10 protein-coding genes are annotated in these 23486 nt (G+C 66.4%); 5 read left to right on the top strand and 5 right to left on the bottom strand.

The window, feature by feature from the left end; translation table 11 throughout:
• Nucleotides 1-145: 145 nt before the first annotated feature.
• Complete coding sequence (locus tag ON36_RS08000; protein WP_043649722.1) at nt 146-1549, bottom strand: serine/threonine-protein kinase; 1404 nt, start codon at nt 1547-1549, stop codon at nt 146-148.
• A gap of 2 nt (nt 1550-1551) precedes the next feature.
• Nucleotides 1552-2247 carry a hypothetical protein gene (locus ON36_RS07995; protein ID WP_157224816.1) on the bottom strand — a complete coding sequence of 232 codons (696 nt, stop codon included), beginning with the start codon at nt 2245-2247 and terminating at the stop codon, nt 1552-1554.
• Between the two features lie 255 nt (nt 2248-2502).
• Here ON36_RS07995 and ON36_RS07990 point away from each other — a divergent pair, with 255 nt between their 5' ends.
• The 3 genes from ON36_RS07990 to ON36_RS07980 are packed head-to-tail and all read left to right on the top strand — an operon-like array spanning nt 2503 to nt 11954.
• Entirely contained in the window at nt 2503-5382 is a 2880-nt protein-coding gene (locus ON36_RS07990; protein WP_043649715.1) for a helicase-related protein, read from the top strand.
• 4 nt (nt 5383-5386) lie between these two features.
• On the top strand, nt 5387-9994 hold the full coding sequence (locus ON36_RS07985; protein WP_043649712.1) for an Eco57I restriction-modification methylase domain-containing protein: 4608 nt from the start codon (nt 5387-5389) through the stop codon (nt 9992-9994).
• Nucleotides 9995-10016: 22 nt separating this feature from the next.
• Nucleotides 10017-11954, top strand: coding sequence for a TerD family protein (locus tag ON36_RS07980; RefSeq protein ID WP_043649709.1), 1938 nt, complete (start codon nt 10017-10019; stop codon nt 11952-11954).
• Between the two features lie 205 nt (nt 11955-12159).
• Here the strand turns inward: ON36_RS07980 and ON36_RS34620 are convergent, their stop codons facing one another.
• From ON36_RS34620 to ON36_RS07970, 3 genes are all read right to left on the bottom strand, one after another.
• A complete protein-coding gene (locus ON36_RS34620; protein WP_157224815.1) occupies nt 12160-13161 on the bottom strand; it encodes a hypothetical protein in 1002 nt (333 codons plus the stop codon).
• A gap of 11 nt (nt 13162-13172) precedes the next feature.
• Nucleotides 13173-13625, bottom strand: a complete 453-nt coding sequence (locus ON36_RS34615) for a hypothetical protein (RefSeq protein ID WP_157224814.1) — start codon at nt 13623-13625, stop codon at nt 13173-13175.
• A 178-nt stretch (nt 13626-13803) separates the two neighbouring features.
• A complete protein-coding gene (locus ON36_RS07970; RefSeq protein ID WP_083884976.1) occupies nt 13804-14625 on the bottom strand; it encodes a TIGR04255 family protein in 822 nt (273 codons plus the stop codon).
• 305 nt (nt 14626-14930) lie between these two features.
• Between ON36_RS07970 and ON36_RS07965 the strand changes: the two genes are divergently transcribed.
• Both ON36_RS07965 and ON36_RS07960 read left to right on the top strand, forming a co-directional pair.
• Entirely contained in the window at nt 14931-21266 is a 6336-nt protein-coding gene (locus ON36_RS07965; protein ID WP_043649696.1) for a DEAD/DEAH box helicase, read from the top strand.
• Nucleotides 21266-23476 carry a 3'-5' exonuclease gene (locus ON36_RS07960; RefSeq protein WP_043649693.1) on the top strand — a complete coding sequence of 737 codons (2211 nt, stop codon included), beginning with the start codon at nt 21266-21268 and terminating at the stop codon, nt 23474-23476. Before ON36_RS07965 ends, ON36_RS07960 begins: the two co-directional genes overlap by 1 nt.
• Nucleotides 23477-23486: the final 10 nt, after the last annotated feature.

Genomic DNA, 23486 nt, shown 5'->3' with positions numbered 1-23486 from the left:
TGCGAGCCGGACCAGTGTGCCAGACACCGCTCTCGGTGGCGCGTTTTATGACTTCGGAGGTGGGTAACCTCAACCTCCCGGGGGAGGCCTGCCAGCGCAGCGTTGCCGGGACCCGGCCTGCCAGCACGGCGGCAGGTCTGTACAGCTAACGGTTGGCCGCGCGGATCTGTTCGATCATCTCCGCGAACTGCACGACGCGGCGGTCATCGGATCCGTGCCAGGCCGCGAGCTGGGCGTGTAGCCGGCGCAGGCGGGTGAGCGCGGCCCGCACCTGCCCGCTGTCGACCTGCGCTCGCGCGAGTTGCCGCTGGCACAAGATCACCTGATCGTCGTAGGGTCCGCGTTCGGCGGTGAGATCGTCGATCAGCTCACTGTAGCGGCGGATGGCCTGTTCGTGATCACCGGATTCCGCGCACAAGTCGGCGAGCCGGATCCGCGCGTCGATCACATCCACGTCGCGGCCACCCAGTCGCGGCACGGCGATCGCCAGGACGGTTTGCAGTTCGCCGATGGCGGGCACATACCGGGACTCGTCGGCCAGGTCGTGGGCATGCCGCAGCGCGCGAGCGAGGTCGCCCCGGGTGAAATCCGGTGCGACGGTGCCGGGCGCAGGTCTTCGCGCCGGGTTCGGTTCCGGCGTACCGGCCGCCGCGCCGAGCACCGTCGCGTACATGCGGGCCGGGCTGGCGGGGTCCGGGTGGTCGAGCAGACTGTCGAGGGAGCCGACGTATCGCAGCAGCACCGAGTAGACCGCCGCGGCGTCGGCGGGCCGGTGCGAATGCTGTTTGGCCAGCATTGTGCCGATCAGTGCCGCCAGTTCCGCGGGCACGTCATCGCGTTCGCGTTCCAGCGGGGGCGGTTGACCGTTGATCTGATTGATCATCGTGTCGATGTTCGAGGCACCGGCCATTGCCCTGACCCCGGTCAGCAGTTCGAACATGACCAGTCCCAGCGCGTACAGGTCGGTCTGCGGCACCACGGTGTGCCCGCGGACCTGTTCCGGCGCCATATATTCCGGTGTACCGATTCCCGACCCCGTCCGGGTGAGCCGGTCGTGTCCGGCTTCGAGCGCCACCGCGATTCCGAAGTCGAGCACCCGGACGGACCCGTCGGCGCAGAGCATGAGGTTCGACGGTTTGAGGTCGCGGTGGAAGATGCTGTGCCCGTGCGCTTCCGCGAGCACCGCAGCGGTCTGCGCGCCGATACAGGCGACGGCCCCGACCGGCAACCGCCCGCGGGCGGCGAGCACATCGTCGAGGGTGACACCGTCGATGTATTCCATGACCAGGTAGGGCCGGTCCGGCGGGCCCGGGTCGATCCCCGCGTCGTAGACGGCGGGCATCCCTGGGTGACTCATCCGAGCCATGAGTTCGGCCTCGCGGGCGAACCGCTTCTCCCATTCCTGGTCCCCCGCCAGGTGGGCGTGGATGAACTTCACCGCGACCCGCCGCTTGAGCTGCCGGTCGAACCCCCGGAACACCTGTCCCATGCCACCTCGGCCGATGACCTCGATCAGCTCGTATCGATCGGCGATGATCTTCGGCGGCACGCTCAGCCCCGCACTGGGTCGCCGGCGGGCTTCAGCGCACCGGAGGCGAGGCCGGCAAAGCCCTCACGCACGAGCTGTTCGACTGCTGTCCGCTGCCTCCGGAAGGCGGTCTCGGCCGCGATCAGCTGCGCGACTGCCTCTCCCCGCGCGGCCTGTTCGGCGAAGGGCATCCTCGGGAACGTCACGGGATACAGGTCGAGCAGGCGCCCGTCGGCGCGGTCCGCGGCTGCGCGAAGTATCCCGGCGAGAAAGTACCGATCGATCACCTCGGGATTCACGCGAACCACGGTCACGCCGGGCGCGACCAGCACGGCCGAGTCGATCACGCGCACCGACAGCGGGCCCGCTCCGAGGACGACGAGTAGGTCACCGAATCGCGTCGAGACCGCCCCCGGGGTCCCTGGATCGCCCGAATCCGACGGATTCCGCTCGAGGCGGACATCTTTCGCGGTGAGCATCGGCGAATCCCCCGAGCCCGATCCGAGTGTCGGCGGTGATTCCAGCACCGTGATCGCTCCCGCGTCGGCGAGCTCGCCGATCGTGACGGTGGCCGCCAACGGCACTCCGGCGACGAGTTCGGGCACGACGACGGACGAGAGTCCGGCGAGCACATCGTCACGTGTCGCGAGATAGCCTCCGGCGGCGCGACGCTCGCCAGGGAGGAGTTCCGTTCGCGCGGCGGCAGACTCGTCGCTCAAGACCCTTCACCTCCCACCGTCGCCGTTCCCCAGCCCTTTCGCCGCAACGGTAGCAAGGACCGGCCCCCGCCGAGCACTCACCAGACCCGACGCCAGGGCAATCCCGCAGACCAGGCAACTCGTTTGACATAGTTTTCACACACACCTACGCTGGCTTCGCCCGCATCGGGCCGATTCCGCACCGGCGAGCCTCCGATTCGGTACAAAGTTGGACCACCAGACCACCACAGTGTCGACCCACCAGGAGCACCCCTGATGACCTCCGCCGTCGAGCGCCCTCCGCTGAACGTCGCCCCCGGCTCTGTCGTCATCGTCCGCGACGAAGAATGGTTGGTCACCTCGGCCGAACAGGGCTCCGACGGCTGGCTCCTGCGCGTTCGCGGCCTGTCCGAACTCGTCGCCGACACCACCGCGACCTTCTACGACAGCCTCGACGACATCGAGGTCCGCGATCCCGCGAAAGCAGTCGTCGTCCCCGACGGCTCCTCGAACTACCGCGACTCCCGGCTCTGGCTCGAAGCCCTCCTGCGCAAAACTCCCTTCCCCTACGGCGACCAGCAGCTCACCGTCGCCACCCACATGCTCGCCGACTCCCTCGGTTACCAGCGCGCCGCGGTCGCCAAGGCCCTCGACCCCCAGCACATCCGGCCCCGTATCCTGCTGGCCGACGCGGTGGGCCTTGGCAAGACGCTCGAGATCGGCATGATCCTGTCGGAGCTGGTGCGCCGTGGCCGGGGTGAACGCATTCTCATCGTCACCCCCAAACACGTCCTGGAGCAGATGCAGCACGAACTCTGGTGCCGTTTCGCACTGCCGTTCGTGCGCCTCGACTCCGCGGGCATCCAGAAGGTCCGCCAGAAGCTCCCCGCCACACGTAACCCGTTCACCTACTACAAGCGCGCGATCATCTCGATCGACACCCTCAAGAGCCCCCGCTACAAGGCACACCTCGAACGCCAGCCCTGGGACGCCGTCGTCATCGACGAATCCCACAACCTCACCAACGTCGGCACCCAGAACAATGAACTCGCGCGCATCCTGGCCCCCAACACCGAAGCCCTGATCCTCGCGTCGGCCACCCCGCACAACGGCCGTGAGGAGTCCTTCGCCGAACTCCTGCGCCTGCTCGATCCCACCGCCGTCGCCGCCGACGGCACCTTCACCAAGGCCGACGTGCAGAACCTGCTCATCCGCCGACACCGCCACCACGACGAAGTCGCGGCGGAAGTCGGTAGCGACTGGGCCGAACGCGCCGACCCCGTGCACCGCTTGGTCCAGCCGTCGGCACCGGAGGATGCGGTAGCCCGCGAGTTGTCCCGGACCTGGCTGCACCCCGAGTCCGGCCGTTCGCCGTATTCCGGCGAAACCAAGTCCTTGTTCCCCTGGACCCTGGCCAAAGCCTTCCTCTCCTCCCCCGCCGCACTCGCCGAGTCGATCGACCAGCGCCGTGCGAAGCTCCGGGACGAGGGCGGCCCGCACACCCCGGAGCAGCACACCGAGCTCGCCGCCCTGAACACCCTGGCCGACCTGAACGACAAGTCGTTCACCGAGTCCGCGGGCAAGCAGGGCGCGCTCATCGCCCGGCTGAAGGAGATCGGCATCGGCGCGAAATCGACCACCCGCGCCGTGGTATTCGCCGAGCGCGTCGCCACGCTGAAATGGCTCACCGACCTGCTTCCCGCCGCGCTCGGCCTGAAAACGGAGAACATCGCGATGCTGCACGGCGGCCTCTCCGACATCGAACAGCAGGAGATCGTCGACAGTTTCAAACTCGAGAGCTCCCCCGTCCGTGTCCTGGTCACCGGCGATGTCGCCTCCGAGGGCGTCAACCTGCACGCCCAGTGCCACCACCTCATCCACTACGACATCCCGTGGTCGCTGATCCGCATCGAACAGCGCAACGGCCGCGTCGACCGTTACGGCCAGCAGTTCCCGCCGGTGATCTCCTCGCTGATCCTGGAACCGTCCGATCCCGATTTCTCCGGCGACCTGCGCGTGCTGTCAAGGCTCCTCGAACGCGAGAACCAGGCCCATTCCGCCCTCGGCGATGTCGCGTCTCTGATGGGCAAACACAGTGTGGGCGACGAGGAATCGGCGATCCGCGACGTGCTGGCGGGTAAGTCCACCCTCGACGAGCAGGTCCGCACCGTCGACGACGTCCTCGACGGTGACGACTTCGACTCGTTCTTCGCCCAGCTCGACACCGACGAGCCCGAGCCCCTGCCCGAGCTTCCCCGCCAGAGCCTCTACCGCGACGACGTCACGTTCCTCGACGAAGCCCTGCGCGCCGCCTACAACGACGTCCCGCACGCCGCACCCGCCGCGGGTGGCGTCGGCTGGACCGTCCACGCCAATCACGGCATCGCCGAACTCGTCCCACCCCGCGACCTCCGCCAGCGCCTCGCCCACCTGCCTCAGAGCTACCGAGAACACGGCCGCATCGACGAACATCTCAAACTCGCCACCACCGAGCAGGCGGGCAATGCCCAGCTCCGTGCCGCCCGACAAGGCAAGGGCATCAACAACACCACCTGGCCGGAAGCGCACTTCCTCGGACCCCTGCATCCGGTCCTGGACTGGGCCGGCGACCGCGCGCTCGCGGCCCTGGGCCGCAATCAGATCTTCGCCATCCGTGGCGATGTCCCCGCGGTCACCGTGCTGCTGATGGGCACGCTGATGAACCGGCGCGGCCAGCTCATCTCCCGGGTGTTCTCCACCGTCGAGTTCCCCGACCCCGAGCGACCCGCCTTCGCCATCCCGAGACCCCTCGAGAATCTCGGCTTCCTGCTCACGACAACCGGATTGAAGCCCGACACCCCCAACCCGGGTCCGATCCAGGACGCCGGGCGCTTCCAGCCGCTGATCCCCGTCGCCGTCGATCAGGCCACCCAGTCGATGAAGATCGTCCTCGATCACCAGGAGCGCTCCGCCAACGAGCGATTGGCGCAGTGGCGTCTCCGCGCCGAACGCTGGCATTCCAGCGCCGGCCAGCTCGAGCTGTTCGGCGCCCAGCGCAAGAAGGTCGGCAAATACGCGCAGCGCGTCAGCAGGGAGCAGAGCATCGCCGAATCCCTCGCTCCCACCCAGCAGCTCGTGCGTCCGCTGCTCGTGATCGTCCCGGGAAAGGACCGGTAAGCCAGTGGCCTCCTTCGATTCCATCGTCGTCGGCGAGGACTGGATCAGCGAACACTACTTCACCACCGACTCGGTGAAGGAGTCCTTCCACGGCAAGGTCATGGAACTGCGCAAGGCCTGGGACGCCGAGGCGAAAGAGGGCCGCACGACAGTGCGCAGTTCTCTGCTGTCCGCCGCGGGCGACCTGCATGCTCTGCTCGGCTCCCTCGCCGAGAACCCCGGGGCAGCCCCGAAGGCCCACGCCCAGATCCGCGAAATCTTCGGCTACCCGGGCGAACTGACCGCGTTCACCGCCGAACGCGCGGGCACCGACCTGACCATCCCGGACGCCCAGCTGGCGGGCACCTCCGACGTCCTGTTCTTGCAAGCAGCTCCGGTCGAGTCGATCGAAGACCTGCTCTCCCCCGACACCGGCACCCTCATCACTCCTGCCACCGAGGACGGCAAGCCCCTCGTATCGGCCTCCAAGACGGTCTCGGCCGCCTTCCGCTCCGACACCCCGCCGTCGTTCGTCGTGCTCCAGGCCGGCCGCTGGCTCCTGCTCGCCGAGGCCGAACGCTGGGCCGAGGGCCGCTACCTCGCCCTCGACCTGCTCGTCGTCGCCGAGCGCCGCCACGACGCCCGCGGCGGCGAAATCGACCGCGCCGCCGCCATTTTCGGCCATCAGTCGCTGCGCCCCGACCCGGACGGCAACATCTGGTGGACGGGTGTGCTCGAGGACTCGGTGAAGCACACTGTCGGCGTCTCCAAAGATCTCCGCGAAGGCATCCGCCTGTCGATCGAGATCATCGCCAACGAAGTGGTGCGCCGCCGCCGCGAGCGCGACCTGCCGCTGGAAGGGATCGACGGTAACGAACTCGCCAAACAATCACTGCGCTTCCTCTACCGGATTCTGTTCCTGCTCTATGCCGAGGCATCCCCGGAAATGCAGGTCCTGCCGACCGGCGCCACCGAATACGAGCAGGGCTACGGCCTCGACCGGCTCCGCGAGCTCACTCTCACCGAACTCGTCTCCCACCACGCCCGCACCGGCACCCACCTCTACGAGTCCCTCGCCCGGCTGTTCGACCTCGTGGAACACGGCCACACTCCCCCGGTCCGAGACGGTGGGCTCGACGATTCCGCCCCCGGCCTCCAGTTCAATCCTCTGCGAGCCGACCTCTTCTCCCCGAAGGCGACCGCGCTCATCGATGAAGTCGGGCTCGGCAACGAGGCCACCCAGCAGGTCCTCGCGCACCTCCTGCTGACCAAGGAATCCACATCCCGCAAGGGCGCCGACCGAGGGTTCATCAGCTACGCCGAACTCGGCATCAACCAGCTCGGTGCCGTCTACGAGGGCCTGATGTCCTACACCGGCTTCTTCGCCGAGGAGGACCTCTACGAAGTGGCCAAGGACGGCAACCCGGAGAAAGGTTCCTGGGTCGTCCCCGTCCATCGCGCGGACCACCTTTCCGAATCCGACTTCGTCCGTGCCGAGGACCCGAACACCCACGAGCTCAAGCCGGTCGTCCACGAGAAGGGCACGTTCGTCTTCCGTCTGGCCGGCCGCGAACGCCAGCAGTCCGCGTCCTACTACACCCCCGAAGTCCTCACGAAGTTCGTCGTCTCCCAGGCCCTCGAAGAACTTCTCGACGACGACACCACCCCCGAGGACATCCTGTCCTACACCATCTGCGAGCCCGCCCTGGGCTCCGGTGCGTTCGCCATCGAGGCAGTCCGCCAGCTGGCCGCCGCATATCTCGAGCGCAAACAGAAACAGCGCGGCGAACTCATCGACGCCGACCAGTACCCTGTCGAACTCCAGAAGGTGAAGGCCCACATAGCCCTCCACCAGGTCTACGGCGTCGACCTCAACGCCACGGCCGTGGAACTCGCCGAGATCTCCCTCTGGCTCGACACCATGGTCGCCGGTCTCCAGGCCCCCTGGTTCGGCCTCCACCTGCGCCGCGGCAACTCCCTCATCGGCGCCCGCCGCGCCGTCTACCTGCCCGGCGAACTGGCCAAGAAGGCGTGGCTCACCACAGTTCCCAAGGATGTCCCCCTCGGCGAGGAGATCGGCACCGGCATCCATCACTTCCTGCTCCCCGCCCAGGGCTGGGGCGCCGTCGTCGACACCCCCGAAGCCAAGACCTACGCTCCCGAGCGCCGCGAGGAACTCCGGCTGTGGCGCAACGACATCCGCAAGTCCCCGAGCAAGGACATCGTCAAACGCCTCGCCTCCCTCGCTCAACGCGTGGAAACCCTGTGGGACTTCGCCCTCCGCCGTCTCACCATCGCCGAATCCGCGATCCGCCGCGACCTCCAGCTGTGGGGCGAGCAGCCCGCCCGCCGCGAACCCGCTGTCACCCGCGAACAGATCGAAGCCGTCCTGCACGACCACAACGGCTCCTACCAGCGCGTCCGCCGAGTCATGGATGCCTGGTGCGCGCTGTGGTCCTGGCCCGTCACCGGCACCGTCGACGCCCCGGACTGGGACCAGTGGATCGGCGGCCTCGAAGCCCTCCTCGGAACCACGCCCAAAGCAGGCAAATTCGAGAAGTACGGCCAAACCAGCATCGCCTCCGACCTGAGCTGGTTCGAACTCGACGTCGCCGAGGACACCGACCGCACCTTCGCCCAGGTCAAATCCATCGACTCCGCACTCGCGGAGTTCCCCTGGTTGCATACCGCTGCCGCCATCTCGGCCGAGCAGGGTTTCCACCACTGGGAACTGGACTTCGGGCCGGTGTTCGCTCGGGGTGGGTTCGACCTGCAGGTCGGTAATCCGCCGTGGGTTCGGCTGGATTGGGATGAAGCTGGGGTTCTGGCCGAGTTCGATCCCTGGTGGCAGTTGGCCCACAAGCCGTCGGAGTCGGCCAAGAAGGCGAAAGCCGCTGAGATTCTGTCCGAAGACCCGGCGGTCGCGATTCTCCTCACCGAGCGTGCAGCACAAGCGGGACAGACCGAGCACCTGGCATCGACCCCAAACCACCCGGTACTCGCAGGTTTGCGCCCGGACCTGTATCGATGTTTCATGGAGCGGACGTGGCGTTCGTCTTCACCTCGGGGCATAATTTCTCTGATCCACCCGGAAAGCCATTTCACCGAAGCGCGAGCACAGGCGCTCCGACGAGCCTGCTACCGCCGACTCCGGCGACACTGGCAATTTCGGAACGAACTCAAACTCTTCTCCGAGATAAATAACACTCGGCAGTACGGAGTACACGTGTACGGCAATGAATCAGCCGTGCATTTTCTTCAGGGATCGGCGCTCTACCACCCCGATGTCCCCACACGATCTCTCCAAGCCCGCCGAGCAGGATTCGACAGCACGACCATCGTTCCCGGAGTAAAGGACCCCAACGGCGACTGGGACCTGCGCCCACACCCTGAACGCATTATCGAAGTTACCGAGGCGGTTCTCCACAGCTGGTGCACCTTGATCGACGAGCCGGGCACACCAGCGACCGAGGCTCGCATGATGTATCCGGTCAACCGAGCGAGCGCAGCTGTGCTCGACAAGATCGCCGCCGCACCGAGGCTTGGCGAAACCGGGTTCCAGTGGACCTTCGGATGGAATGAAACGACTGACCGCAAACTCGGCCACTTCGAGTCTCGATCCGCCGTGCCTCAGAATTTGGAATACACCATCCTCCAAGGCCCCCACCTCACCGTCGCCTGCCCGGCCTACCAGCAGGGCAACCCGACTATGCGTAGCAACGTCGACTACTCCACCATCGATCTCACGACGATCCCTGAGAATTTCATCCCGAGAACCAACTACCAGGTCGCCCGGCCCCTCCCGGAATACCGGGCCGCCTACCCGAGGTGGAACAACGAACCGAGCTCGTCCTACTTCCGCCTCGCCTGGCGCCGCATGGCCGACTCAGCGACTGTGCGTACCCTCCATTCAGCGCTGATTCCACCGGGACCCGCCTTCGTCGGCACTGTCCTCACCGCCCTGCTTCCCACCAACGCGGACCTTGTAGTTGCATCCGGAATCTGGTCGTCAATTCCCGCAGATTTCCTGATCAAGGCAAGTGGCGCCACCGAGCTCAAGCATGGACTTGTGCGACAACTTCCTCACATCCGTGAGAACCCCCTTGAAGAACATCTCAACCTCCGCACGCTCCGACTGAACTGCCTGACAGCACCGTACGCCGACCTTTGGTCCGATCTCTATCGCGCCAGCTGGCAAACCGATACATGGGTTGCTGTCGACAACAGGTATCCGATTGGGGGTGAGCTGGGGAATATAGGACCCGAGTGGAATTGGAGCACACCGCTCCGGTCGGATGCTGATCGCCGACTGGCCCTCGTGGAAATTGATGCCATCGTCGCGGTAATGCTCGACATCACCGCCGACGAACTCCTCACCATCTACCGCACCCAATTCCCCGTCCTCCAGAAGTACGAGCGCGAAGCCCTCTACGACGCCACCGGCCGCCAGCTCCCCACCAAACTCGCCTCCGAGTACCGCAAGAAGGGCTCCCTACCCACCTCCGACCTCACCGTCGACGGCATCACCTACGTAGCACCGTTCACCGGTGTCGACAGAGAACGAGACATGCGCATCGCCCACGAACATTTCTCCCGCCTCGCCGCCGCCCCCGAAAACCAGCTCCACCGGTAACCATCGAAGGACATCGCCCCCTGTGACTCCCCAGAAGCTGTCGCGCGGCCAGAACGTCCCTCTGCCGACCGGCACCTCGCGCATCGACGCGGTCATCGGCTGGGACCTCACCACGACAGAGGTCGACGCCTCCGCGCTCCTGCTCGGCGCTGACGGAAAGGTCGGCTCCGACGCGGATTTCGTCTTCTACAACCAGCCGCGGTCCGCGAACGGAGCGGTGCGGTTCGAGGGCGTCACCACCACTGGATCGGGCGCGCGGGCGCGGATCTCCATCGACCTGTCCGCGCTTCCCAATGACGTGCACACGGTGGCCGTCGCCGGCAGCGTCGCGGAGGGCACCTTCGGTTCCTTCGGCGCACTGACCTTCACGGTCACCGACGGATCGGGCACTCCGGTCGCCGACTACACGACAGCGGACGCGACCACCGAGCGTGCCTTCGTGTTCGGGGAGGTGTACCGCCGCGCGGGCGCCTGGAAGATCCGTGCGGTGGGCCAAGGCTGGGATTCCGGACTCGCCGGTCTGGCAGTCGATTTCGGTGTCGATGTCACCGATTCCGGCGATGCCGCGCCCACCCACCACCCGCAGCACGAACCCGTCCCCCGATCCACCGGACCGATGGCACCCGGTGCGGCGGTCTCGCACTACCGACTCTGGGGCGAGTCACGAAGCTGGTACAACCACGAACTGACCGTCACCGACGAGTTCCTGCCTGCGATCCGCAGCCTGTTCCCCGCCGACCTCCCCGAGGACCGAGCCGAACTCACCCCCGATGTCGAACTGATCCCGGAGCCGACCGGACCCCGTGGCCCGTGGGGGATCTCCGTACGCGCCGAAGGCCGCACGATCGGCTACCTGGACGACGGAACAGCCCGTGCCTGGGCGGGCCCGATCCGGCGCATCATCGCCTCGGGATACATCCCGGCCACCTCGAGCCGCATCTCCGACCGGGAGTACGAGGGATGGGACGAAACCACGTCCTACGCCTCTGTGCATCTGCGCCTCGATCAGCCCTTCGATGCGGCCCCGCTGAACCCGCCCCCGACAGACGCGTACACCATCCTGCCGCGCTCGGCCATCGTCCAGGTGACCAAGGAGCAGGACCACTTCGACGTACTCAGCACATACGTCACCCCCAGCGGGCACGGCATCCTGCTGGTCACGCTGCACGTCGTCACACCCGAGTCCGGTCGGGCCAAACCGTACGTCGAGGTCCGGGTCGGCAACCAGCGCGTCGGCCAGCTGACCCCGCAGATGAGCCAGCGCTTCGCCCCGATGATCCAGCATCTGGAGAACCGCGGCCTGCTCACCGCCTGCTGGGGCGACATCACCGGTTCCGCGGTCGCCGCGGAGGTCCGCATCGACGGCATCAAAGCCAACGAAGCCTCCGCCCAGGTTCTCGACGGACCGCCCATCACCTGCCCCGCCCTCATTCCCGAACGCCCCGACCCCCTCGCCTACGACCTCGCCCCCGCTGCCGCCCTGCTCGAGCCACTGCCCCTAGTCCAGCCGGTAGCCCGCCCGATACCCCCGGAGCCACCGGACGGTTCCCTCATCCGCTTCGACCGAAGCGGCTACACCTACCTCGCGGTCCGCCGGGGCACCCACTGGGAAACCACCGCGTCCAACCCCGGCGGCACGATCGACCAGCACATGACCTGGCCCGACCTCGCCCGCAGCATCCGGAAGTTCGACATAGCAACAGATTTCACCCCGATCGCGGGCCCCGGCGATCCCCGGGTCCGCCAGCACCTCAGCACCATCCGTTTCACCGTCGGCAACAACTACGCCGCCGCACTGAACATCAGCACCCCCGCCGACCCCGACGGCGACTGGTTCACCACGATCACCACCCCCGCCGCCCGTCACCTCCCCATCGCCGAATTCGCTACCTGGCCCGAAATCTCCCGACACGGCCGACACATCCAACTCGCCACTTCCTGGACCCCCGTCGAACCATGAGACCCGCCCCTCACCGCCCCTGCTGACACCCCACACCCGATCGAACAGGCGAGGTCCGAATTCGCCCGCCGGCTCGACGACAGCCTGTGCCTGCGGAGAGCGGGAAGGGCGCCCCCAGAACATCCAGCCGCCAACTACAGCGGCCAGTCCGCCTATTCATCAGGGGATGATATCGACGACAACAGACCCGGCATCAGAATGACCGCTATGTCAATGTCTTTCGAGAGTCGCACAAGTAGTCGAGATCGAGCCCCTCGGTGATCATCGCTCGGGAATAGGGGAAGATGTCCACGCTGTCGACCTCGGCTCGAACCGAGCCGATGATGCTGTCCGAGCTGGCCAGCCACGCTGCGTTTTCGCATTGTGCGGCCCACCCGTCTGCGAGCAGGTACCAGCATGCTTGCCGTTCGCCCTCGGTGCGGTAGGCGCTTGCCAGATAGTCGACATACTTGTCGACGCGAAGCGAAACCGGCTCTTCCGCAGGGCCTTCGAGAAACGAAAGATCCACAACTTCGTCGAAGTCATCAGGACCGGCCGGCAGAATACCGGCCTCCAGGAGCACGATCAGCGTCAACTCGTACGGCGTTCTGCTCCAGTCCTCACAGTGGATACGGATCGAATGTACTCCTGCCAGCACCTTGCCGAGCGAGGTAGTGTCCTTGCGTGCCTTCCTCTGCAGCAGGTGGACCAGCGGCTCGAAGCAGCGCACCACCTCGTCGGGGAACGCGAATCGCCCGAACTTTCGCGCGACCGCGAACGCAAATTCCCGCCGGTGCTGATCGTTCACCAGGCCACGCCGCCGCGGCTTCTGCAGTAATGCGGCCTTGTCCACCGACACGATCACTTCGAGGTCGACGAAGTGGCTCGGTCCGAGGCCGGACAGTGGAACATACCGAGGACGCTTACCGGCCGACGCCTCTTTCCCGATCGAGCCAGTCAGTTCCACCACCGGTGCGATCTGAACAATCCGCCGATTAGGCAGCGAAGCATCACAGGTCTGGCTCACGATCGCAGCGGACTGCTCACTACGTTGCTGCGGCCGCCAGAGGTGGTCGAAGGCAAATGTCGGGACTCCGCCGAAGACATCGCCTTGGGCCCACGCTCGGCACGCATCACCCAGTTCCGGCAGTTGTTCAAGAGCAGCGGTTCCCGAGGAACCTGTGACACCGGAAGAACTTCCATCGAGATCCCCGCCGCCGAGCGCCACTGGTCCCTGCCCTACCCTTCCCGTACAGCATCAATGAAGTACTCGGGCTCGAACGGTGCGCCCCAGGACGGCCCTTTCGTGCGCCGGTAGCGAAATTCGCCGACAATACTGCGGCCCAGCGGCCCGATCTCGAGCAAACGCGCACGGACCGACTCGGGCGTAGCCTCGGTGCCATCACCGGGGGCAGCAGCGACGAGTGATTGCACGATCGCCGAGAACTCGCGCAGCCGTTGGGCGTTCGACTCGTTCAACCGCCCGCCGTTCGCCCACATATGCACTGCTCGCCGGGAGACCCCGAAGACCTTTCCCAGTTGATCCCAGGTCAGTCCGGAGTTGTCCTTCACCCAGGCAACCTCTTCACGATCTGATCGTTTTCCGACCGCGGGCGCCGCCTCCGGCACGACAGCGTCGGACGCGGCCGTCGCGGTGGGTTCCAGCAGTCCGAAATCGGTCCGACTGGTCACCACCGAATCCATCAGAGGCGGTGGCTCTGCCCGTGCCGTTGTTCCCGTGAGAACCGTGGGAAAGGTGTACAAGGTCAGCGCGGCGACCGTCCAGTTGCGCGACGCCCAGGACGACGTCGCACCGGCTGCCCGGTGACGCCCCGGCTTCGCCGGGCGTGCCGCTGCCTCTCCCCCGGGATCAGTCTCCATAGTCGCTCCCGAATTCTTTCAGACCTTCCGCCGTCACCGTCCACCGGAAGAACTGGTAGCCGCGGCGCGCCATCGTCACCGCGACCTCACTCAGGTCGCCCCCGTCGTAGCTGCCCGGGCCGAATTCTTGGAAGGAGTCCATATCGAGGACCCAGGTCGAATGCTCGAAAACGTCCAGCTCGGAATCCACGGAAAAGCCGGGCGGCAGGAGGCCCCAGCGAGAAACGAAAGCGGCACCGTCGGCGAAGGAGTACTGCGCCTCGGTCAGTGCGGACTGCAGCGCAGCCTCGTCCGGTTGATGCGCGAACGCTACTCCGAGCACTTCGGGACGAATCAGCTCGGCAATCCGATCGATGCGCGCCTTGTCCGTCAGCTGATTGACATATCGAACTCCGACACGTTCGACGAACGGAACTTCGACATGTCCGGACAACGTGGCCCACGCCTCCACGAGGCGCTCGACGAAGTCGTCCCTTCGTGAATAGCTCGTCGTGTCGACGCTCAGAAACGAACCGCTGAACGAGACTCGCCAGCTTCGGTCCGTGCTGGTCAACCTCCAGATTCGGGAGGATCTGGGCTCCTGCGCCACACCGTTGGCTGTCAGGATCTCGGCAACCTCCTGGCCGACCTGGATCATGGGGTAACGCTCTGCCAGATCGGCTGCGATCCCTTTGGCGATCTCGTCACCGTCCGCAGCGAACCGAGTCAAACTCGGAAAGCGGATCTGGCCGATCACACGAACGAGCGGAGCTTCGCGCAACGGAACACTGCCTGGTTCCGGCACAGCGAAAGGATGTCTCGGCGTCGCCATACTTCACACTGTAGTTCACACTGGAGGCGTTCCCCCGCCCTTGCCAACAAAAGTCGTGCGCTGCATCTCTACGGGCAGTTGAAAACTTTGTCAACCCTTGACTGCCAAGGTAACATACCGATACCGTGTCCGCTATCAAGACCAACCCGCGCCCGACACAGCCTCGGATCTACCAGAACGCAGCAGGTCCGGGCATATCGGTCGGCTAGCATCCGACACAGCGGCCGCGTGCCGACACACCAGCGCGGCACTTCTGGTGGGGAGAGGACCCGGCCACCGGCCGGCAGATATCGCGAGGAGCATACGTGGGGGCCCTGCTTCCGACACTGCAGGCCGAACGGCTGCGGGAGGGATTGACCGACTACCTGACCACGACGTTCGCGCTGACCGATCCGGATACCCAGGGCGCTCTCACCGACTTCATCGGTCACCCGCAGGACGGGTTGTTCAAAGGTCCGTATGTGCGGTTGTGGCTGCCGTTCGCGGCGGCCGTCGGCAATTGGGGGATGCATCTGGACTGGTGGCCGCGGTCGTTCGAGCCCTATGGGCACCAGGCGAAGGCGTTCGAGCGGCTGTCGACCAAGTTCCAGCGCAGGCCGTTGCCGACGCTGGTCACCACGGGCACCGGTTCCGGCAAGACGGAGTCGTTCCTCATCCCGATCCTCGATCATGTGCTGCGGGCCAAGAAGTCCGGTGTGCACGGGATGAAGGCGCTGATCATCTATCCGATGAACGCGTTGGCCAACGATCAGGAGCAGCGGCTGGCGCGGATGATCACCGGCCATCCGGAACTGTCGGGGGTCACCGCCGGCCTGTACACCGGAGAACAGTCCTCGGGCGGGCGGACGCTGGTCTCGGAGGCGGGGCTCATCACCGACCGTCGGCTGATGCACGATTCGCCACCCGACATCCTGTTGACCAACTACAAGATGCTCGATCACATGCTGCTGCGCCCGGACCGGGCCGCGCTGTGGCGCCAGTCGGCGGATTCTCTGCAGTACGTGGTTCTCGACGAGTTCCACACCTATGACGGAGCGCAGGGCACCGACGTGGCGATGTTGTTGCGAAGACTCGGGCTGACGATCAAGGCGCACTGGAAGCCCGGATCGCCTGTCACCGAGGAGGATCGCGAACGCCCGCTCGGCAAGATCACACCGGTGGCGACATCGGCGACACTCGGCTCGAAGGATTCCTCTCCCGAGACGATGCTCGATTTCGCCAGAACGGTGTTCGGTGAGACGTTCGATGCCGAGACCCTGATCGGCGAGACGCGGCTGACGGCGCAGGAATGGCTGCAGCGGCGCGGCGCCGCGCTGGACCGGACCTTCTCCCCCATCGAGCCGGTAGTGGACGAAGCCGTCAGGGAACTGAATCAGGTCGCCGCACAAGGTGTTTCGAACAAGCGGCTCACTGCCGCGGTGCTCGCGACCCTCTATCGGCGGACGTCGGACATCGACGACACGTTCGACCGAGCGGCGGCGGATCTGCATCGCCTGAGCGAAGCCGAGATGCTCGATCTGGCCAGGCGGCACGGCACCATCGCCCGGTTGCTGCGGAACGCCGAAGATGCCTGCGCCATCGAGGATCTCGCGGTGACGGCCCTGCCCGCACACACCGGTGAGCGGGACCCCGCCCGCGGCAGGAAGCAGCGCGAACGGTATCTCGGCTATCTCTTCGCCGCCCTGTCCCACCTTCGTGCCGAGGTCGGCCGTTCGGCGTTGAATGTCGATGTACACCTGTGGCTTCGCGAACTGTCACGTGTCGATAGAGCGGCGACGGTCACACCGCAGTTCCGGTGGTTCGACGACGGCAAGCTCGACGATGTGACAACGGAGTACTTCCCCGCGGTGTATTGCAGGCACTGCGGCCGGTCCGGCTGGGGGGTGCGGCTGGCACCGACCGGAAGTGCGCTCGATGCCAGTGACGAGGATATTCGTGGCTACCACGCGGGTGGTGGGCCGCGATTCCGTGCGCTGATCGCAGCGCCGACCGAGGCACAGTTCGACACTCCGGTGGAAGGACTGCAGTGGTTCCGCCTCGACGAACGGGAGATCGTCGATCAGCGCCCGGATTCCGACAGCCCCGAGCTCCTGGACGGGCGGGTACTTCCAGTGCTCTGCCTGAGCGGACCCGAAGCCGACGATCATTCGGTGAAAGATCTGTGCCCGGCCTGCGGTACGGAGGACGGGATCCGGTTCCTGGGCAGCGCGATCGCGACGCAGCTGTCGGTCGCACTGTCGAATCTCTTCGGTGACGCGCGGCTCGACGAGGCGGAGAAGAAGGCCCTCGTCTTCACCGACAGTGTGCAGGATGCCGCGCACCGCGCCGGCTTCGTCCAAGCCCGGTCGCACAGCCTGAGTCTGCGTTCGACACTGCGCAGCGCACTGGGCGACACGGTGAACGACACCCAGATGCTCACCCTGTCGGAGCTGACCGCGGCAGTGCTGAAACGCGCCGGCGAGGACCCGGGCCGCCGGTACCGGCTACTGCCCCCCGATATCGTCGAGCACGACGAGTTCACCGCTTTCTGGCAGCCGGACCGGCCCGCAGCCCTGCGACGCGCGGCGGCCCGGAATGTCGCACGACGGGTCCAGTTCGATATCGACCTCGAATTCGGGTTGCAGTCCCGGCTCGGCCGTACGCTCGAACTGACGGGCAGCGTCGTCGCCGAAGTCGATCTCGGTGCACCGCACCGGGTCGCGCAGCTCGGCGCCGCGGCGCTCGAACGCACCGAACACCAGCTGGCGTTCTCCGCGCCCGACACCACGGCGGTGACCCACTGGGTTCGTGGTGTCGCCGAACGAATGCGCACGCGCGGCGCGATCAGGCACGAATGGCTGACGAAATACATACAGCGCGACGCGAATCGGCGCTGGGTGTGGGGTGGCCGACCGAAAGGTCAGGGCATGCCGGCCTTTCCGAAAGGGCGACCCGCCCCGGCCTTCCCCGCGGTCGGAGCCCGCGTCATCCCCGAGGGGTTCGACCCGATCACGGCATCGACCTCCTGGTATGCCCGCTGGGCGGCCCAGTGCCTCGACGTCTCCCCGCACGAGGGTGGCTTTCTGGCACGCGCCCTGTTCGAAGTGCTGGCCGAGGAACGCCTCGTCACCACCACGCAGACCGAGAAGTCGCTCACTGCTTATCAACTCACCCACGACGCGGTACTCGTGGGCATCCCCGATGACGCCGGCCTGGCCGCGATGCGCTATCTGCTCGTCTGCGATGTCTGCCAGACACCGACCCCGGGCAGCGCCACCGTCATCGATCAGCTCGACGGAGCACCGTGTCTGCTCACCCGCTGCCCCGGCACCCTCAACCGGGCGCCCAAGCACGACAACTTCTATCGCGGCCTGTACAACACCTCGGAGATGAAACGGGTCGTCGCCCGGGAGCACACGTCGCTGCTCCCGACGAAGACCCGGCTGGAGTACGAGACCGAGTTCAAGACCACCGCGACCAACCCGGCCGCGCCGAATGTGCTGGTCGCGACACCGACGCTCGAGATGGGCATCGACATCGGCGACTTGTCCACCGTGATGCTCGGATCGCTGCCGCGCACCGTCTCGTCGTACTTGCAGCGGGTCGGCCGCGCCGGGCGCCTGACCGGCAACTCCCTGGCGCTCGCGTTCGTTCGTGGCCGGGGCGAGCATCTGCCGAAACTCGGCGATCCGACTTCGGTGATCCAGGGCGATGTCCGGCCACCGGCCACGTTCCTGACCGCCGAGGAGATCCTCCAACGCCAGTACATCGCGCACATCATCGACCGGCTCGCTCGCACATCCGGGGCCGAAGACCCGGGCAATGCCACCAATGTCCTGTCGAGCTTCGATGAGGGGACCTGGATGGGGACGCTCCTCGAGACCGCTGACGAGGACGCCGACCTCCTGGTCGACGAGTTCCTCCGCCAGTTCACCGGCACGCTCAGCGAACCGGCCGCCGAGTCCCTGCGCCGGTGGGCTACACCACCCGGCCTGGGTGAGCACAGCGGTCTCGCCCGGCTGTTGCGCGAAGCGGTGCACCGCTGGAACCGGGATGTCGATGAGCTACGGCATCGCCGCACCGCGGTCGACGCCGCGCTCCCCGAGTACGAGCAGCGAGCCAACTCACCAGCGGCGACCGACGAGGACAAGCGCGACCTCCGCACAGCTCGCGGCACTCTGCGATTGTTGTCCCGCACCATCGCCGATCTGACGACCGAGCACTGGGTCGGTGTCCTCGAACGCTATGGCGTACTGCCGAATTACACTCTGCTCGACGACGCGGTCACCCTCGACGTGGGGGTCACCTGGATCGATCCCGACACGAACGAGTATGCCGAGGACACCGCCAGCTACCGGCGCGGTTCGCGGGTCGCGCTCACCGAACTCGCACCGGGTGCGACCTTCTACGCCCAAGGTCTCGCGGTCGAGATCGACGCGGTCGACCTCGGCGGGGGCGAGTCCGCGATCGAGACCTGGCGGATGTGTCCGTCCTGCGGCTGGGTCGGGATCAGCCACGGCACCGATCAGAGCCCGCCGCCGATCCAGTGCCCGCGCTGTCACACCTCGGCGGTTGCCGACATCAGTCAGCAGTTGCAGGTGGTCGAGCTGGCGAAGGTGTCGGCGGAGGTCCGGCGCGACGAGTCGGCCATCACCGATCTCCGCGACGAACGGCGCCGGGAGTCGTTCACCGTTCTGACCGCGGCCGACATCGATCCGGGCAACGCCACCAAACGCTGGTTCGTTGCCGAGCAGGACTTCGGCGCGGAGTATCTGCGGCGCATGGACATCCGGTGGATCAACATGGGCAGACGGACATCGCAGGGCGGCAAACGCTCCATCGCGGGCAACACTACCACCGGCGGGCTGTTCCGCGTGTGTTCGGGATGCGGACAGCTTGACAAGATCGCCGGACAGAACCAGCCGCACGAGCATCGCAGCTGGTGCAAGTACCGCCGGGCGGCCGACGAGAAGCACGTCCGCGAGATCGCGCTGGCCCGCACGCTGCGAACCCAGGCGGTGCTGTTGCATCTGCCGAACTGGCTCGAGTACGACTCGTTCGCGCATCCGAGCCTCAGCGCGGCCATCCTGCTCGGGCTGCGCCAGGTGATCGGCGGTTCACCGGAGCATCTCGACGTCACCACCATCACCGACGCCCTCCACGCGCCGAATCAGCGGGCCCTGCTCATCCACGACACCGTGCCTGGTGGAACCGGGTATCTCGCCGATTTCGCCGACCCAGGGCGAGTATGGGAGGCGCTTGCCGCGGCACGCCGGGTGCTGCGCGCCTGCACTTGCACCGACCGGCTGGCCTGTCACAAGTGTTTGCTGCCGTTCGCCCCGCCGCGTGAGCTGGACAAGGTCTCCCGGGTCACCGCTGCGAAGATCCTCGATGATCTACTCGGTTGCCAGGAGGGCGAGCCCGAGAGGGAAGCCTGGCTGGCATCGATCACCGAGGAGACTCCGGCGAAGCCCAACGGGAGCGCGGAATCGCCACTGGAGAAGGAGTTCTACCGAGCCTTCACCGAACGCCTGACCACCATGGGCGCCACGATCATCGAGAAGCCGGGCACCTACGGCCCCACCGCGACGATCAAACTCCCCGGTGCCAAGATCCGGACCTGGCAGCTGGAACCCCAGGTGCTGATGGGTAACAGCAAGCCGGACTTCCAGCTCCGCACTGCCGACCCGGATGTCCCGCTCATCGCGATCTTCGCCGACGGCCGCCGCTTCCACGCTGTTCCCGGGAAGAACCGTGTCGCCGACGACACCGGGAAGCGGGCCATCCTGCGTTCGGGTGGAGTTCTGGTGTGGTCGTTCGGGCACGACGATCTCGTGCGATTCCAGGCGAGTCAGCCCGTCCAGCCGGCGTGGTTCACCGACAAACTCGCGAAATTCACCATCGGGCATGCCAATCTGAAGCCAGGGATCTTCGATCTGCTGCGCAGTGATCCGATCACCCAGCTGATCAGCTTCATGCAGGATCCGGACCGGGAGAAATGGAGCGCGGTCGGCCGCTGGCTGCCGCTGATATTCATGCTCAACGGCCGGCATTCCGGCACCGACGAGGCCATCGCCGGATGGGCTCTGGATCTCCTCGATGGCAAGGACACCCAGCTCGCCCCGGGTGAACACGCCTGCTGGTCCTACTCGGCCGGGCCATTGACCGTGACGGCGTCGTTGCGGAAGGACCGCAAGGTCATCGAAGCGGTCCTCGCGCTCGACGATCGCGACGACATGCTGGAGCTGCAGGAGGGTGCGGCGTGGAAGGAATGGTTGCGCCTGTCCAACTGGTTCGGGCTGGGCGATCACATGGTCACTACCCACAGCCTGCTGGTCGCCGACAGCGCCGTGCCGGACCGAGGGCCCGATTCCACGACCGCCGGTCTCACCCCGGAATGGCAGGCGCTCTACGACGACACCATTTCCGATGGTGAGCGGGAACTGCTGCTCGGCCTGGCCGCCGTCGGCGCCCCGCTGCCCGAACTCGGCGTGGAGACCGATCGTGGCGATGTCATCGATATCGGCTGGTTGGAGGCACGCATCGGGGTGCTCCTGGAGAAGCCCGAAGCCGCACCTACGATGACCGAGCAGGGCTGGACGATCTGCCCGGCCGACCCGGCGGAGCTCGTCGAGGCACTGAAGACGAACGGGGTGATGTGATGGCGCACATCGTCATGACCAGCACGAACAAATCCGTCGAACAGCTCGACCGGGCTGTGGAGCGCAAGGTGTACGACTTCCTCGAGAAGGTGCAGGGCGATGAGCCCACCACCATCGAGACCGTGCCCGGCGCGCTCGACGACCGCGTCCGGCTCGGCCGGATCGGGTCGCGATACAGCGCGATCCTGTTCCGCGTGCAACCCGCCCACGGGGACGCTTCGTATGTCTACGTCGGAGCGTGGCCGGACCTCACCGCCGCGGAACTCGCATCCCGGTCCGAGCTGCGGGTGAACCCGGTCAACGGAGTCCTCGATCTCATAGTGCACGAAACCGCCGCTCCGCGAGCTCCAGCGGTTGCGAAGTCCGACGCACCGCGATCCGGGTACCTCGCCGAGCAGGGCTTCACCATGGATCAGCTCACCGACGATCTCGGCCTCGACCCGCAACTGGCGGCCGCGGTTCTCGCCGCACCCGACGATCATGTGATCAACGACCTCGCCGCCGAGATCGACGGCTGGCAGGGCGCCGCCATCCTCGATCTGGCCTGCGGAGTCCAGATAGGGGTGATCAAAGAGAAGCTCCGGCTCGACGACAACCCCGTCGATCCCTCGCTCGGCGCCGACGACCAAGTGCTGCAATCGCTCACGCACCCGGCGACACAGATCCGCTTCACCTACATCGGCGACGACGGTGACGAACTGCGGCGGATCATCGAAGGCGGCAGTTTCGCCGCGTGGCGCACCTTCCTGCATCCGGAGCAGCGGGTCTACTCCGAGCACAGCTATCGGGGTGCCTTCCGGCTGTCCGGCGGCGCGGGCACCGGCAAGACGGTGGTCGTCCTGCACCGCGCCAGGAACCTGTGGCGGCGGAACAAGGACGCCCGCATCGTCCTCACCACGTTCAACCGCACCCTTGCCCGCCAGCTCCGAGCCGACCTGCGCATCCTCGAGCCGGGGATCGTGATCGCTTCCGCTCCCGGCGAACCCGGTGTCTACATCGACGGCGTCGACAAGCTGGCCAGCGATGTGCTCGCCGAGTTCAGAACGCAACCCGCAGTCACCCAGGCGGTGTTGGGAGGTGACGTGACGATATCGTCGCGGCGCACCGACACCGGCAAGGTCTGGCGTGAGGTAGCCAAATCGGTGGAGACCACGCTGGATCCGCGCCTGACCACGCCCACGTTCCTGGAGAACGAATACACCGCGGTGGTCCTCGCGAACAAGATCACCACCGTTGCGGAGTACGCCAAAGTGGCCCGCGCCGGTCGCGGGGTCCGGCTCAACCGAGCGCAACGGATCGCGGTGTGGAAACTCATCGAAGCGTTCCGCCGGCACAGCAGGATGGACGGAACAATCAGCTTCCCGGAGGTGCTGGCACTGGCCGCGGAGTACCTGCGCCGACGCGGCGCGAACGGCGAACAATCGCTGGCCGATCACGTGCTCATCGATGAGGCACAGGATCTGCATGCCACCCACTGGGCGATGCTGCGCGCCCTGGTCGCCGAAGGCCCCGACGACATGTTCATCGCCGAGGACTCCCACCAGCGCATCTTCGGTCAGCCGGTCGTGCTCGGGCGGCTCGGCATCAAGATCGTGGGCCGGTCCCGTCGCCTGACCCTCAACTACCGCACGACCGCGCAGAACCTACGGTTCGCGGTCGACATCCTCTCCGGCGGCGCCTACCAGGATCTCGAAGAAGAGGCGGAGACCACGCTCGGCTACCGTTCGGCGCGTACCGGTCCCGAGCCCGGTCGAGAGAAATGTGATTCGCTCACCGATGAGATCGAACGGGTCACCCATCTGGTACGCACATGGCTCGACGCGGGCACGGAGCCGTCGAGTATCGCGATCCTGACCAGAGGGCGAGGCGAACGCTCCCAGTTCGTGCGGGCGCTCGGTGATCGCGGCATCGAGGCCCGGATTCTCGAGGACAATCCTCCGGGCCCGGAGCACGTGCAGGTATTGACGATGCACCGTGCGAAGGGAATGGAGTTCGCGAAGGTGATCCTGGCCGGAGTGGACGAGAACCACGTCCCCGCTCGGTCGGTCCTCAACGAGACACCCGAGGAAGAACGCGAAGAAGCAGAGCTGCGTGAGCGCTCGCTTCTGTATGTCGCCGCCAGCCGCGCACGCGACGAACTCGTGGTGACGTGGAGCGGGCGGGCGTCAGCGCTGCTTCCGTCGCGAGAGGTATCGGCCGCGGGCCGATGAGAGGAGTGGT

The organism is Nocardia thailandica NBRC 100428, from assembly GCF_000308795.1.
Lineage (GTDB): Bacteria > Actinomycetota > Actinomycetes > Mycobacteriales > Mycobacteriaceae > Nocardia > Nocardia thailandica.
Note: the sequence above shows the minus strand (reverse complement) of the source record. Positions and strands in the feature narration are given on the sequence as shown.